Genomic DNA, 13,255 nt, shown 5'->3' with positions numbered 1-13,255 from the left:
TAACCAGCTGTCAAAACCTGAACCAATCTTGCGTCAACCAATGCGTTATCCTTCAAGACGCCAAACTGCGAGACAACTGCCTCTATGGCGGCGACGGGTGCAAAGTACGGTCCGACGCCTGCTACGCTCAATGCGCCGGGTTTAGACCTCCGATCAAATCGAAATCGAAAACACGTCGGATCACTTTAACACAGACGGCGTCCCAGTAACCCTCGGCAATGCATCTCCTTTGCGCTGGCTACATCTCTCAGGAGCGCTGATAATGTTAGCGCCGAACGACATCAATTCGATTCGAAATCGCGCGCCGGGCTTTGACGGCATTGTGAACCCCGGTGGGAACCCGCGGAGAGACAGCGTCGTTTGGCTGCTTCGAGGAGCGGCTCATGCAAAAGTTCTACTCCATTTAAGGCGAGGGGAGGAGCTGGATCTGGATACAGAAGGCCTGGAGTTCGCCAGTGCTGCGGAAACCTACGACCACGCAGTCGAGGCGGCTCGAGAGATGCTTCCCGAAGGCATCTTGGCAAAGCGACCAATTGACGCCGACTGCTTCGAAATTGCATTGGAAGACGGCGCGACCGTCGCGTTGGTTCCCTTCGCGTCTGTTATCCCGGACTGATGATCTTACTAATCGCACCAATCGTTCGATCGCTTTGGCGTCCATGTCCCGGCAAACCCTCGCGGAGCAGTTTCTTGCCGCGGCACCCTCATATAAGGGGCTGAGGGATGTTGCTGATGAGGTGGCGGTTTATGCCTTGGAATGATGCAGAACTGGGTTGAGCAATCGTCGACGACGGGGTGCGTTTCCAGACCTAAGTCCGATTGTCGCCGGTCACCAGATGGCTACATGATTAACAATGACAAAAACTGAAATCCTCATTGTCGTTGCTTTGTTGCTTACCGTCTTTGCTTTATTCACCTTTGGCGAAATCTCAGAAATACTCCTGTCCTCAAAGGCGCTTGGCGCAACCCCTTTTCTCATTTTGAGTTCCCCGCCTTGGCGGCAAGATGCACCACCGTCGGTCTCACACTGCGTCATCTTCCATGTCGGCGATGTTTTCGGCCATTGCAATGGCGTGCTCGGATAGAACGGCAGCCACATTGTCGAGAAGCAGGTTTGAACGGGGCCCATCGAAGCGGGAGCAAGCTTGCATGTTCGGAACCTTCTTTGCCGGTGCCTTTTGCGGGGTGCTTGGTCTGACGCTATTCAGGCATTGGATGCAGCGACACGAGGAGCATAACGCGCGCATACAGCGGATGTGGGACGACGGCTACAACAGCGACGGGACTCGGCGACTCTAACGCCAAGCCGCGATCATCGCATTGATCCTTGGCTGTACACGTCGGCGAGCTTCCTCGCGCTCTACGCCTTCAAGCAGTAACTGATCATAGTCAGTCATCCAGTGCCGAAGGACGTTCTGCATGGTGATGCCAACGGCTTTGCCGATGCCTGGAGCGCGGACATTGGTGCGGTGGCTGCGGCATACGGGATTGTGGCTTTAGCGGGCCAAGCTGCGGCGCCGGAAACCGATCTGTCGGAGTCAGATCTATTACTGTTCCGGCATGCGCTTTTCCTCGGTTCCTGGGCCGACCCACTTCAAGAGATGAGCCGCGCACTCTTTGCCGCCGCAGGGCAGTTCGTGCTCGATAATCGCGAAAAGATAGAAAAACTGGCCGTGGTCCTGGATCAACGCCGCAGCTTGTTAGGCGCCGAGGTGGCCGAAATCATGGGGAGCATTGGGCAATGATAGGCAAGGGAGACGACGAGGAACTCGCCATGATCGCGGCGCGCGCCGAGGAGATCAGAACCGGCCTCGACACCAACTTTAGCGACGAGCAGAACCAACGGCCATTGAGCAGGCGCATGGTTCACGCGCTCATCGCGGCCACAACCGCTACCACTGCGGCGAAGCTGAGGGTCTTGGGTGCCCGCGTTGAACAGCTCGAAAATGGCGGCATCCGCTACGCTGGGATTTGGCAAAGGGCCATAGGCTACCAGCGAGGTGCGGTCGTCACGAGCAACGGCGCCATGTGGGTAGCGCTCCGAGACACCAGCGAAGGCGAAAGGCCCGGTGATGCATGGCAACTCTCGGCTAAGGCGGCCCGGCCGAAGGGGACGAGGGAGCAACGACAATGACGTTCGCCGACATCGTGCAGGTCGATGAGGTGCTATGCGAGGACGGCTGCTCGGTTTGCTTTTATGGGCATACATCGGACGACGACGAGACGTTCTTCTGGTCGGTCCGCTTGCCGATGAGGATCGAGGAAGCCGTTTTGACGACATGCTGCCGGCGTGGGTTGAGCTAGGATGGAAGATGCTCACGCAGCAGGAATGAACAAAGCAGAATCAACGCCGCCATCAAACGGCGCTCGCTTGACCTATGTTCGATCAAGCCGCTCTCTGTATTGGATATACAGCGAATTGGAACTTAATCGGGCAACGTTAAAGGTCGGGGATCGATGTTCGAACGACGCACAGTTTTCATCGTTGGTGCGGGTGCCAGTCGCGAAATTAACTTTCCGATGGGCGCTGAACTCACCGGTATCATAGCCAATAAGGTTAGTCTCGCCTTTAGCAACGGATGGGAGCCCAAATCAGGCGACAACCGGATCCAGGGTGCCATCCGACACCACTTGAATCAGAAGGGTGAGCGCGATGGAAACCCATACTTCCTCGCAGGAAGAGACATTGCGTCAGGGATGGCCCAAGCAATTTCAATCGACAATTATCTGCACGCTCACGCAGAGGATGAGATCAGCACATGGGTGGACAAGCTAGGCATTGCTGCAAGCATTTTGGAGGCCGAGCAGCAGAGTAAGCTGGCGCCGCATCGCGATCGCGAAACCATCGATCTGAGCGCCGTATCAAACAGCTGGTATACACCATTCTTCCAAATGCTGACGGAAGGCATCCAGAGAACTGATCTTGAAAACATCTTCGACAACGTGGCTTTCATCACGTTCAACTAAGACCGATGCATCGAGCATTATTTGATGCACGCATTGGCGAACTACTTCCGCATTGACCATCAAGAGGCGCAGGCTCTGGTCCATCAATTAAGCATCGAGCACCCTTACTGACAAGTGGGTTGCCTGCCTTGGCAGAAGCCTAGAGGTTCAACTGCCTTTGGCAAGGACTTCCATAGTCACGCGCTTCCAGAGATTGCCACACAAATCAGAACTTTTACCGAACGGATCGAAGACGGAGATATGCTTACCCGGACGAGAAGTCTAATTAGCGAGGCTGAGGTTGTTGTCTACCTCGGATTTTCGTACGGCGACATGAACATGGAACTGCTCTCCGTCGACCAGGCGGGAGAGCGATCAATTTTCGGCACGAGCCTCGGGATTTCAGCGCCTAACAAGAAGGTGATTGAGCGGGACATCATTAATTCCATGGGCGCTGATCCGGACGCGGTGAAGTCGGTTGAGCTGGCAGATATGACGTGCGCTGATTTCCTCAGCGCATATTGGAAGCCGATCATGCGCGGAATTTAGCTTCCGCCAAGTTGCTGACTGCAGGGGGCGGGTTGAAGCTCAAAAGGCAAAGCGCCACCGGACCCGCGCGCCCGTCATGCAGGGACTTTTTTCTCGCCGGCAAAACAACGTCAGGGAGGTTTTTCCCGCCTATGATGGAAAACCAAAAACGCGCTCCCGGCCGACCGCCTCATGTCCCCACCTCTATGTCTGCCGACTCGTCACAATGCTCACGAGCGAGGGGATTTCGCAGGCCGAAGTTTGCCGCATCGTCGGCATCAGCCCAAAAACGCTGCGGCTTCGCTATCGGCGGGAGCTTGACGTCGGCTCGGCTCGAAGCCGCTCTTATCGGCCATCTGCTGCGCCTCGCCGAGGGTAAGGGCGCCGTAGCCTTCAAGGCAATTCGGTTCGCATTGCAGTCACGCTTCGGATGGTCGGAATTTGTGCCACGACCGTCCGACTGAAGGCAGGAAGGGGATGATTCTGATGCCCTTCGGCTCGATATGAACGGCCAGGCGATAGCCATTCCATTTCACCTCGGACGCCCACTGGCTGGGTGGTTGATTTGCCTGGTAATTTGCAATTGCAGCGCGTTCTCAAACCAACTAGAAACTTGACGAAGTATAGTGTTGCTTCGCAGGTGGGAATTTTTGAAGCAGAGGGCCGTGAGATTCTATTCTGATGTCAATACGATGCGCGAACCTGTGGTTCCGCCGCAGGACTTGCTGCTTCTGGGGAATAACCGCAAGCCAACTCGGCTCTACATGATCCGCGAATTTTCGATGATTGCGAATGCCAACATGGATGCGCGCGGACATGCAGGCGGCTGACTGTCTTCTATCCACGTCCTCGTCCGCAGTGCGAAGCGAGTGGGCGGCGAGTGGCTACCCGCTTACGAAGAAGAAGGTTGGAAGACCTCGAAAATACTGGATTGGGCGGTGGCCGATTGCTCCGATCGCATACTTGAAAAGTGCAACTAGCTGCGGTGAAGGCGAATGAAGGTTTTCAATGTCTTGACTCCGGACGCCTGGAAGGCGCTGCTGTCGGGCTATTCTCATATTGTGCTGGTAGCAAACAGCGAGGCGGTCGATTTCGAGCGGCTGCGGAGCGAATTGCCGGCGACGGCGCTCTACGTCTTCTTCAACAAGGTCTATAAGGTGCTCGACGAACCCTTCGTCGGCCATTCCATGCTGGTTGCCCGCAGCGGCGTGATGGGCGCCAATATCGTCCACCGGCGCGAGGCGGCGGATGTCTTGCGCTTCTTTGCCGGTGACGACTTCCTCGGCGTCGTTAACATTCGCGTCTCCGCAGAGGAAAGCTTCAGCGAGGAGAGCCGCTTCAACGGTGCCCGAGCCCATCACCTTGATCTGACACAAATGCTCGCCGATCTCTATCCGATCGGCAAGATCGCGACGAGCGGCTTTGCGATGGCGCTCTGGCTCGCCGATCTGAAACTGCCGGGCAAGATCCTGCTGGCCGGCTTTTCGGCGAAACGGAGCGAGAAGTGGAAGGTGTTCGACGTGCACGATTGGACATTCGAGCAGATCTTCCTGCGTCTCTTTGCGCGCAGGGGGTCGATCTCGATGATGGGCGGCGTCGATGCCAGCCCCTATTCGGCACTCGCTAAACGGTTTCGTGAGGTGCCGCCGATCGAGATCGCGATGACTGCGGCTGAGGTCTTGTCGGAGCGGCTCGACAATACGAACAGCCAGATCGACAGGCTGATATCCGTCACCAAATTCATCCGCGCCATTGACAATTTCTTCCGTCGGTTCAAACCGAAAACCCGCAAGCAGCGCTTTCTCGAAAAGTCGAAGGAATGAATGTCGCAAGCCTCGCTGACGGCGTGGGCTGTCGAGAAAGCCGCTTCTAAGTTCAATTCACTGTTTACAATGCTCGAGGTGGAAAATGAAACAACAGTCGGTCCGGATCTTCGTGGGCTCCGACTCCAAAGAAGTGGTCGCCTACCACGTTCTCGTGCAGAGCATCATCGAGAAGTCGTCTATCCCGGTCGAGTTCTCGCCCATCGCGCTTTCGAATCTTGGCGGGATTTTCACTCGTGAGCGCAATGCGCTGCAATCGACTGAATTCTCTTTCTCGCGCTTCCTCACGCCCTATCTCAGCGGCTACCAGGGCTGGAGCATTTTCATGGATTGCGACATGCTGATGCGTGCCGATATCGCCGAGCTTTGGGCGTTGCGCGACGAGCGTTACGCCGTGATGTGCGTCAAGCACGACTACCAGCCGAAGATCGACACCAAGTTCCTCGGCCAGGCACAGACCAAGTACGAAAAGAAGAACTGGTCGAGCCTCATCCTCTTCAACAATGACGAATGCCGCGCGCTGACGCCCGACTACGTCAATACCGCGACCGGGCTGCAACTCCATCAGTTCAAATGGCTGGAGAATGAAGATCTCATCGGCGAATTGCCGGTGACGTGGAATTACCTGGTCAATGAATACGACTACCGCGAAGACGCGAAGAACGTCCATTTCACCGATGGCGGGCCGTATTTCGAGGAATACAAGAACGACGATTACGCTGAAGAGTGGTTCGCCGCTCGGGAACGCATGCTATTTGTACAGCAGCGCTCATAGGGACGCCTGAAGGCCGCCAAACCGCTGTTACACCACCCCGAGAGAATTCTCCGGGTAATCTAGCGGCGGTCGGATATCCTTCCATCAACCAAGCTTTACTTGCCCATTGCCCTGCCAGAGCGGCAGGCTGACGTTCTCGGCGACCTGAGGATCGGCGGTGTAGATGGGGTAACCGAGCCGGACGAGCCTCGCCAACATTTCGCTGTCCATTCGGACATGTTTACGCTCCAGGTTGGCGCTATTGTAGACATGTCCGGTGGAGTTCGGATTTATCCCTGAAAGTATCACCGCCGTCGCGCCGTTGTAGAGCGCAAAAAGCACTGCGATGACGCCGTTTGAACACTTGGTATCGGCGTCGAGCTCAAGATTTAGTTGCCCGCTGACCTGGTGCAATAGAGCGATCCGCTGATAACGATCGATGATGTGGGCCTCTGTGCAGCGGTAGCCGAATTCTTCGAGACCTGCTTGCAATCGCTCGCGGCCATGCCGCCAGGCCAGCACATAAAGGGAGCCGGTGCGCTTCCCGCCGAGAACGCGTCTTGTTTCTACGGCACTTTTATTCGTGCCTTCGATTTCGTTATACCCCATCAACGTGATGTCCGGCGCATCGATGCCCCAGGATTGAAGCGCGAGTTGTGAGGCGTTGACCGAGATGATGCGATAAGTTGAGTCGAGACCTAGCGGTTTGTGAGATGTCGGCGCCGACCCCAGAACAACGACCGGCCCAGCAAAAGGCGCTATGGTGGTCGGCGGCGTGGGGTTCCGCAACAGATATTTGATCCGGCGGGAGATGAATTTTTTCGCCGCCGCAAATGTCATCAACATCGGGCAATACCACTTTAGAGATTAGGGCGATGTAACATAACGCCATGTAGGGACGCAAGGCGATCGCCTGCGAACAAGACCGGACACAGAAGGGGGCCTGTCCGTGACCGGCCCTTACATGCGAAAGGCGCGCATATTGCAGGCAACGCTCTCCAAGATGGCGCTGGCCAGAGTCTTTCAAAGCGCTCGGCTTCCGGCATTCATGCGGCGGCGTGGAAGGTCAGAATGTTGGCATCGCTTCCCGCGAAATCTTGTTTAGTTCGCAAAATTGGCCTATCCGCGGGCAACACTATAAAAAACGGGATTTGCTGTCATTGGCGTTGCCGTCAGACTATTCATGGAGAGTTCATGGACGCTTACGCGAACATCCTGCCTGGCGATCCGGCCCCCTGGTTTCACCAGCGATCAATGGCCACGCCCCGTTATGCGTTCGACACCGCTGCGGGGACGATACCTCGTCCTTTGCCTCTTCGGATCGGCCTCGCATGCAGGGAGCAAAGCCGCAATAGCGGCAGCATTTCGAAGATCGGACGTGTTTGATGATGTAAAGGCATCGTTTTTCGGTGTCACGATCGATTCGACCGATGAAACTGAGCAACGCGTTGGCGACCGGTATCCGGGCTACCGATTCTTCCTGGACTTCGACGGCACAATCAGCCGCCTCTATGGCGCGATTCCGATCGATGCCAAGCCCGGAGACCGCGGGGTGCCGGTACGCCAGATCTGGATAGTGATCGACCCGACCATGCGTGTCCTGAAGGTGCTTCCGTTTGCGGAGGACGGAAGCGATATCGAGGCAGTATTGTCGCTTGTGTCTGCTTTGCCTCCGATCAACCGGATTTCCGGTATCGAACTCCACGCCCCCATCATCATGCTTCCAAACGTATTTGAACCCGAACTTTGCACGAGACTGATAGGTCTCTACGAGCGGAACGGCGGAGAGGAATCAGGTTTTATGCGCGAGGTGGACGGCAAAACCGTCGAGGTCAAAGATCACGGCTACAAACGCCGTAAGGACTACGACATCCAGGAAAGGGACATCATCGCCGAAACGCAGGGCAGGTTCATCCGTAGAATCGTGCCGGAAATCCAGAAGGTCCATCAGTTCACGGTCACCCGGATGGAGCGATATATTGTCGCCTGCTATGCGGCCGAGGACAAAGCGCATTTCCGCCCCCATCGGGATAACACGACTAAAGGGACTGCACACCGCCGGTTTGCCGTCTCAGTGAACCTGAACGATGATTTCGATGGCGGAGAAGTAAGTTTTCCCGAGTACGGCAGTAGGAGCTTCAAGGCCCCGGCCGGAGGGGCAGTGATCTTCTCGTGCTCTTTGCTTCATGCCGTTTCAATGGTCACGCGAGGACGCCGCTATGCGTTCCTACCGTTTCTGTACGATGATGCGGCCGCAAAGATACGTGAGGCCAACAACGCCTTCCTTGCTGAAGGCGTTGTTAGCTATACTGCTGATAATCAGACATCTGCACCTCCGAGATCGAAGTGATGCTTCGCCCGGGACTTCACGTCGGTGCCGACAGCCGGCAATCCCCGCGGCGACCGGTAGATGACGGCACCTTGCTGGCCTGACTTGGAGATCGATGTTGGAACGGATTACCAAAAGTCTTACCACCGCGAGCATTTTTCTGGCAGTCTATTTCCTGCTGAATATCGCGCTTCGCATCGCCTTGCCCCATACGCTCGATCTCGACGAGGCGGAGCAAGCATTCTACTCGCAATATCTTTTGGCCGGCTACGGCCCGCAACCGCCCTTCTACAACTGGATACAATATGCCATCGTTTCGGTGACCGGCTTATCGATGTGGGCGCTTTCGGTACCCAAGAACATCATTCTCTTCGGCTGCTATCTTTTCTATGGCCTGGCTGCGCGCGAGGTGCTGAAGGACCGTCTGCTCCCACCCATCGCAATGCTGAGCCTGATTACCCTGCCACAGGTCGGGCTGATGGCGCAGCGCGAACTGACCCATACTGTCGCGCTGCTGTTTGCGACCTCGCTCTTTCTCTTCGGTTTTTTCCGCACGCTGCGCCAGCCGACGATCGCAAGCTATCTCATCATTGGCATCGCCACCGGCATCGGCCTGATCTCGAAGTATAATTTCGCCATCCTGCCATTTGCCGCCTTCATCGCCGTCCTGCCGGACAGGAAGTGGCGCAGCCGCCTGTTCGACTGGCGTCTGCTGCCGGCGGTCGTAATTGCCATTCTGATCGTGCTGCCGCATGCGCTCTGGCTGCCCGATAACCTAGACCGCGCTTCGCTGCCGACCCTGAAGCGGATGACCGCCGAGCACGAGGCCGCCGCTGGCCTTCCCCGTATCGGACAGGGGCTGTTGTCGCTGGTGATCGCCGTGCTCGGCTTCGTCTCATTGCCGATCGTTCTTATCGCGGCAGCTTTCGGACGGGATTTCTTTCGCGCACTTGCCTCGACCAGTCCGATGATCCGGGTGGTCGAGCGGATGATGGTCGTCAGCCTGATCGCCTTCGCCGCTATTGTTGTCTTCGCAGGCGCGAGCGACATCCACGAACGCTGGCTCGATCCATGCCTGCTCGTGCTGCTGATCTACCTGTTCCTGAAACTGGAAACCGCAGGCTTCGATCTTTCCGCCGGCCTTGCGCGCTTCCGGCCCGTGGTGCCGGTCTTCATGATCGTCATCCTGGCGATCCTTCTGCTACGGATCGTCGCCATTCAATATATCGGCACCTATACGAGAACGAACGTGCCGTTCGCGAACTACGTCGACGAACTCACCGCGACACGCAAGCCGGTTCTCATCGTCGCAGAAACCAAGTTCGTGGCCGGCAACATGAGGCTGGAATTCCCTGACGTTCCCGTCGTGATCCCCTTCTTTCGAGGTTCCGGAGTTCCCGAATATGCGGCTGCCAAGGGGCCGGTGCTCGTAATCTGGCGCGGCGAGACCGCCGATGACCCAACAATTTCCCCGGATTTCGCGAACGGACTCGTGAGATCGGGCATTCACCTGCAGGAGTTGAACACGCTGACCATGCCCTATCTCTTTAGCGGCGGCAAACGCAGCTTCTCCATTGGTTACTCCTGGGTCGAAGGCGGCGCGAAATAGCGTTACGGCAGGTCAGCCGATTGCGGAGAAACCGGCGTTGCCCGCTGGCAACGGGCGGACTCGTGACCCTCGACCTGCCGACCTATCCGAACGGTGCTGACGAGGTGGCGAGCGCTCGTCGCCGAGCAGCAGGTCGAGAACTGAATCGAGCGACCCAATATAGGGAAGGTCGATCGCACTTCGGCTACGCCATACCAGTGAATACGCAGTGGCTATGGGCAGGTTGGCGGAAATTGAATGGTAATGAGCGAAGATGGCCTAACTCGAAAGGCCCTTGCAGCGGCGTTCATTTCTGAAAGATTCGCGGCTTTCGCGGACGGTCGCGGAAATCGCCGAGCAAGAAATTGCGCGGACATCAATGCGCCGTATAAGTGAAATCTTCAGACTCTACCGGTCATTTCATTCGCAGGTTTTCATGCGTGTTATTGCTGCAGCCGCTTTTTGTTTATTTCTGACCAAAGTCGCAACCGTTTACGGCGCGGAAGATAGTCGCTCTTCTCATCTGGCGTTCAATGGGGAGGATAAATCGTGCTATGCCGTCAACCGCGCATACGAAAATACGCGTAATAGCGGACGCTACAGTTATACCTTATCGGAGTTGCAAGAAGATGGTCATCTCAGGCCTTACATGGAGGCGCGCGCGATAGACAATCTCATCTATGACAGAATCGAAAATGGCGGTTGGGGTGAAGGTAGGCGGCCAATTCTTACCCCACTCGATGCAAATTCGGGACTGCCAGTCTTCACCTCTTGTAAAGAGTTCGACGACTCGCAAACCGAAGAGGCCCTTGATTTTCACTATTCCGCGTACTGGCACCGCGACAAATGGAGTGCGGCGATAGAAATCTGGATATCGAAGACCTCTGGGAAATTCATCAAGACAATCAGGCGCTACGATCAGGGTGCAGGAGATCTGCCATTTCCAATGGCTGTCGAAATTATGGATTATGACAGAGCCCATGCAATGAAGCCAATAGTCCCACCCTGCTGGACCGTTGATCTTGGGAATCCGCCAGCTATCTGCATTGATCTCACCTCTCCGAGTCCAATCACGGTCCATTGACCCGCTTGAAGTTTCCCCGTCTCCGCCCAAAGCGATGCGCCGCCCGACACTCAGGCGTTGTTTTTAGCCGGTGACCCGATGATGGCGTCGAGCGTCGGGTCGCTTCTTCGGCCGCGCGGGAGATCGATCCTAAAAACCGTGAGGCACGCTTTCGCCGGGAGCTGGACGTCGGCGCCGCGAGGCTTCAAGCCGCTCTTGTCGGCCATCTGCTCCGCCTTGCCGCCGGTACTGACGACGTGGCGCTCCGGGCGATCATCTTCTTGCTTCGAAGCCGATTCGGCTGGTCGCGCTACGCCCCGCCGCCGCGTTAACAATTCTTTGAGTTCTGACGTTCAATGCTCCGGCTATATGCGGAAGGGGTCAAATGACGATAAGTGATTTGCGTGAACGCCATGCTGCCGAAAGTCGCATAGTCCGCGAAAGTGTCCGCACCTTCGTCATGGCGGCGCAAGCCGGAGACATCAAAGCGCTTTCCGATATCGTGTGCCAATTCGATCTTGTTTTCGGCCTTGGCCCGGCCTGCATGCGTGCCGCCGCTCGATTGCCCGACGTGCCGTGGAGTACAAAAAAATACTTTCGCGAGCTTCATTACCACGACGGTGATCATCTCCGGCAGGAGTTAGGTGATCGCATTCTTGTCGACGCATATCGGGTGCTTCTGCCTTCCTATCGCGGTCCGGCGGTGTTGCTCTATCGCGGCGAAGGCGCAGATAACCGGCGGCGGCGCTGCTACGGCTTGTCATGGTCAGCAAACCGGTCTGTCGCCGAGAGATTTGCGGAAGGTACCTCCCGCATGTATGAAGACGGCTCGGTGCTTCTAGAAACATTGGCCCCGCCCGAAGCAATCCTGATGAAAATGCCGAAACGCTACGGCGAGGATGAATATCTTGTTGATCGCCGTAGCCTACGCGCCGTGCGCGTGCTGCAGCGGTCGCGGCGCATCTAATTCTGCATTGCTAACGGTAAGGGCGCCGTTGCGTTGAAGGCGATCACTTTCTTCCTCCGAGCACGGTCCGGGTGGTCGCCATACCTACCGCCGCCGCGTGGCTGATCACCGTTATCAATCCTCATGATCTACTCGCTCCCATCCGAGCCATTCGGATTTGAATCGATCGCGTGAAGAGACAACATGCTCATGCGCAAACGCACGGGTGCGCCGATTGACCTCGTCAACAAACTCTTCCTCAACATCGCAATAGACAATCGGTTTGATACCCCGTGACATCGGCTGAGGGTGATGTACGAGGAGAGCCATTCCAGCACTCAATGGCATGACGATCTCGACGGTGGAGAAAGCCAGGCCGGCGCCCCGAAACTGAAAGGGTCGCTTATGCGCTTCTGGATCATATCTTGATACAGGGGCATCGGAAGTGATGAACTCGGCGTCGCCTGTCGCACAAAGAATCGTGGACTGCATCTGGGCAAGGATCGGCACCTCAACACGTAGAAAGCCGGGCAGCAGTGCCTGGATCGGGCGCTCCGCAATCTCACGGACTTGGTCCATCGTCATACGTCGTCCTCCATTCGAGAAGGTCGAAAGAGCGCCTATACGACGTCGCTCTTCTGGCGTCTTGGCCGCCATCTGCGCCATCAGGTCATCGCCCATCTTCAGAAGCTTCTGATACTGACCCCGATGATGTTCGCGGAAGGCCGGCGTGCGTGCCTGCATTGCGGAGAGAAAGGCCATCAGTTTGATGTGCCGTACGGCCGGTAGCTGCTTTCTTTCCTCCAGGAAGTCTCGGCGAAGCGTGCCGATGCCCTGCTCCAGATGTTGCAGTCCGTCCTCCAAGCGAAGATCACGCGACCCATCGGGCATCGGGATCGTGTAGATATCGGTTTCCGTGAATGTCTTCTGAGGACTCTTGCGTTTCCGGGCGCCGCCTTCTTTGTCGAAAATCCATATGTATGGCGTTTGGCCGGGCGGCGTTGCCGGGTCAGCCCATGCGCTTAGGTAGGCGCGAGGTACGTAGTGCTGTTTTTTCTTCAGTCGCCCTTTTGCCATGCCCGCTCATAACGTCGAATCTCTCAATCAAAACTGCCATTCGGCTAAGCCAACGCAAAGGGGACGGGTCGGATAAGTCTCCATGTTGACGCAGTGCTACACAGGATATTCGGAGAATGGTCGCCTGATGTATCTCCCGGCGAAGGCGTCCGCCGACGCGCCGGCGGGCGGGTCCGGATGTCAGCGGTACGGAGCAAATCC

At 56.6% G+C, this 13,255-nt stretch carries 18 protein-coding genes; 14 read left to right on the top strand and 4 right to left on the bottom strand.

All coding sequences use genetic code 11. The features are described 5' to 3' along the window. The first annotated feature begins 262 nt into the window (after positions 1–262). On the top strand, positions 263–616 hold the full coding sequence (locus PH551_RS03145; RefSeq protein WP_285191825.1) for a DUF6894 family protein: 354 nt from the start codon (positions 263–265) through the stop codon (positions 614–616). 238 nt (positions 617–854) lie between these two features. Next, positions 855–1,085, top strand: coding sequence for a hypothetical protein (locus PH551_RS03140; RefSeq protein ID WP_285191824.1), 231 nt, complete (start codon positions 855–857; stop codon positions 1,083–1,085). Between the two features lie 210 nt (positions 1,086–1,295). Here the strand turns inward: PH551_RS03140 and PH551_RS03135 are convergent, their stop codons facing one another. After that, entirely contained in the window at positions 1,296–1,397 is a 102-nt protein-coding gene (locus tag PH551_RS03135; protein ID WP_285191823.1) for a DUF2293 domain-containing protein, read from the bottom strand. A 3-nt stretch (positions 1,398–1,400) separates the two neighbouring features. Between PH551_RS03135 and PH551_RS03130 the strand changes: the two genes are divergently transcribed. The 8 genes from PH551_RS03130 to PH551_RS03090 all read left to right on the top strand — a co-directional run bounded on the left by PH551_RS03130 (position 1,401) and on the right by PH551_RS03090 (position 6,072). Continuing rightward, positions 1,401–1,745, top strand: a complete 345-nt coding sequence (locus tag PH551_RS03130) for a hypothetical protein (RefSeq protein WP_285191822.1) — start codon at positions 1,401–1,403, stop codon at positions 1,743–1,745. Continuing rightward, positions 1,742–2,134 (top strand): transposase, encoded by a 393-nt coding sequence (locus PH551_RS03125; RefSeq protein WP_285191821.1) that lies wholly within the window; start codon positions 1,742–1,744, stop codon positions 2,132–2,134. Before PH551_RS03130 ends, PH551_RS03125 begins: the two co-directional genes overlap by 4 nt. Then, positions 2,131–2,304 (top strand): hypothetical protein, encoded by a 174-nt coding sequence (locus PH551_RS03120; RefSeq protein ID WP_285191820.1) that lies wholly within the window; start codon positions 2,131–2,133, stop codon positions 2,302–2,304. The genes PH551_RS03125 and PH551_RS03120 overlap by 4 nt, the downstream gene beginning before the upstream one ends. 153 nt (positions 2,305–2,457) lie before the next feature. Then, positions 2,458–2,967, top strand: a complete 510-nt coding sequence (locus PH551_RS03115; RefSeq protein ID WP_285191819.1) for a hypothetical protein — start codon at positions 2,458–2,460, stop codon at positions 2,965–2,967. A 318-nt stretch (positions 2,968–3,285) separates the two neighbouring features. After that, entirely contained in the window at positions 3,286–3,495 is a 210-nt protein-coding gene (locus tag PH551_RS03110) for a hypothetical protein (protein WP_285191818.1), read from the top strand. Between the two features lie 644 nt (positions 3,496–4,139). Beyond that, positions 4,140–4,304, top strand: a complete 165-nt coding sequence (locus PH551_RS03100) for a hypothetical protein (RefSeq protein ID WP_285191817.1) — start codon at positions 4,140–4,142, stop codon at positions 4,302–4,304. A gap of 165 nt (positions 4,305–4,469) precedes the next feature. Further along, positions 4,470–5,297, top strand: a complete 828-nt coding sequence (locus PH551_RS03095) for a 3-deoxy-manno-octulosonate cytidylyltransferase (protein ID WP_285191816.1) — start codon at positions 4,470–4,472, stop codon at positions 5,295–5,297. Positions 5,298–5,382: 85 nt separating this feature from the next. After that, the gene (locus PH551_RS03090) at positions 5,383–6,072 is read left to right on the top strand and encodes a glycosyltransferase family protein (protein WP_285191815.1); all 690 of its coding nucleotides are present in this window, start codon (positions 5,383–5,385) and stop codon (positions 6,070–6,072) included. Positions 6,073–6,156: 84 nt separating this feature from the next. On the opposite strand, the gene PH551_RS03085 is transcribed toward PH551_RS03090, so the two are convergent. Then, the gene (locus tag PH551_RS03085) at positions 6,157–6,897 is read right to left on the bottom strand and encodes a membrane-anchored protein (protein WP_285191814.1); all 741 of its coding nucleotides are present in this window, start codon (positions 6,895–6,897) and stop codon (positions 6,157–6,159) included. A gap of 532 nt (positions 6,898–7,429) precedes the next feature. On the opposite strand from PH551_RS03085, the gene PH551_RS03080 reads away from it, so the two are divergent. From PH551_RS03080 to PH551_RS03070, 3 genes are all read left to right on the top strand, one after another. After that, positions 7,430–8,401, top strand: coding sequence for a 2OG-Fe(II) oxygenase (locus tag PH551_RS03080; protein WP_350223842.1), 972 nt, complete (start codon positions 7,430–7,432; stop codon positions 8,399–8,401). 94 nt (positions 8,402–8,495) lie between these two features. Continuing rightward, complete coding sequence (locus tag PH551_RS03075; RefSeq protein WP_285191812.1) at positions 8,496–9,989, top strand: ArnT family glycosyltransferase; 1,494 nt, start codon at positions 8,496–8,498, stop codon at positions 9,987–9,989. A gap of 274 nt (positions 9,990–10,263) precedes the next feature. Next, a complete protein-coding gene (locus PH551_RS03070; protein WP_285191811.1) occupies positions 10,264–11,052 on the top strand; it encodes a hypothetical protein in 789 nt (262 codons plus the stop codon). Positions 11,053–11,102: 50 nt separating this feature from the next. Here PH551_RS03070 and PH551_RS03065 read toward each other — a convergent pair whose 3' ends face one another. Then, entirely contained in the window at positions 11,103–11,258 is a 156-nt protein-coding gene (locus tag PH551_RS03065; protein ID WP_285191810.1) for a hypothetical protein, read from the bottom strand. A gap of 173 nt (positions 11,259–11,431) precedes the next feature. On the opposite strand from PH551_RS03065, the gene PH551_RS03060 reads away from it, so the two are divergent. Further along, entirely contained in the window at positions 11,432–11,998 is a 567-nt protein-coding gene (locus tag PH551_RS03060) for a hypothetical protein (RefSeq protein WP_285191809.1), read from the top strand. A 114-nt stretch (positions 11,999–12,112) separates the two neighbouring features. On the opposite strand, the gene PH551_RS03055 is transcribed toward PH551_RS03060, so the two are convergent. Continuing rightward, on the bottom strand, positions 12,113–13,054 hold the full coding sequence (locus PH551_RS03055) for a DUF4238 domain-containing protein (protein WP_285191808.1): 942 nt from the start codon (positions 13,052–13,054) through the stop codon (positions 12,113–12,115). Positions 13,055–13,255 lie beyond the last annotated feature (201 nt).

It is taken from the genome of Rhizobium atlanticum, from assembly GCF_030182485.1.
Classification (GTDB): domain Bacteria; phylum Pseudomonadota; class Alphaproteobacteria; order Rhizobiales; family Rhizobiaceae; genus Rhizobium.
Note: the sequence above shows the minus strand (reverse complement) of the source record. Positions and strands in the feature narration are given on the sequence as shown.

Excerpts from the sequence above, each read along its gene's own strand:
- PH551_RS03145 (WP_285191825.1), top strand. The coding sequence starts at position 263 with ATGTTAGCGCCGAACGACATCAATTCGATTCGAAATCGCGCGCCGGGC.
- PH551_RS03140 (WP_285191824.1), top strand. The coding sequence starts at position 855 with ATGACAAAAACTGAAATCCTCATTGTCGTTGCTTTGTTGCTTACCGTC.
- PH551_RS03135 (WP_285191823.1), bottom strand. The coding sequence starts at position 1,397 with ATGACTGACTATGATCAGTTACTGCTTGAAGGCGTAGAGCGCGAGGAA.
- PH551_RS03125 (WP_285191821.1), top strand. The coding sequence starts at position 1,742 with ATGATAGGCAAGGGAGACGACGAGGAACTCGCCATGATCGCGGCGCGC.
- PH551_RS03120 (WP_285191820.1), top strand. The coding sequence starts at position 2,131 with ATGACGTTCGCCGACATCGTGCAGGTCGATGAGGTGCTATGCGAGGAC.
- PH551_RS03115 (WP_285191819.1), top strand. The coding sequence starts at position 2,458 with ATGTTCGAACGACGCACAGTTTTCATCGTTGGTGCGGGTGCCAGTCGC.
- PH551_RS03110 (WP_285191818.1), top strand. The coding sequence starts at position 3,286 with ATGGAACTGCTCTCCGTCGACCAGGCGGGAGAGCGATCAATTTTCGGC.
- PH551_RS03095 (WP_285191816.1), top strand. The coding sequence starts at position 4,470 with ATGAAGGTTTTCAATGTCTTGACTCCGGACGCCTGGAAGGCGCTGCTG.
- PH551_RS03090 (WP_285191815.1), top strand. The coding sequence starts at position 5,383 with ATGAAACAACAGTCGGTCCGGATCTTCGTGGGCTCCGACTCCAAAGAA.
- PH551_RS03085 (WP_285191814.1), bottom strand. The coding sequence starts at position 6,897 with ATGTTGATGACATTTGCGGCGGCGAAAAAATTCATCTCCCGCCGGATC.
- PH551_RS03075 (WP_285191812.1), top strand. The coding sequence starts at position 8,496 with ATGTTGGAACGGATTACCAAAAGTCTTACCACCGCGAGCATTTTTCTG.
- PH551_RS03065 (WP_285191810.1), bottom strand. The coding sequence starts at position 11,258 with ATGGCCGACAAGAGCGGCTTGAAGCCTCGCGGCGCCGACGTCCAGCTC.
- PH551_RS03055 (WP_285191808.1), bottom strand. The coding sequence starts at position 13,054 with ATGGCAAAAGGGCGACTGAAGAAAAAACAGCACTACGTACCTCGCGCC.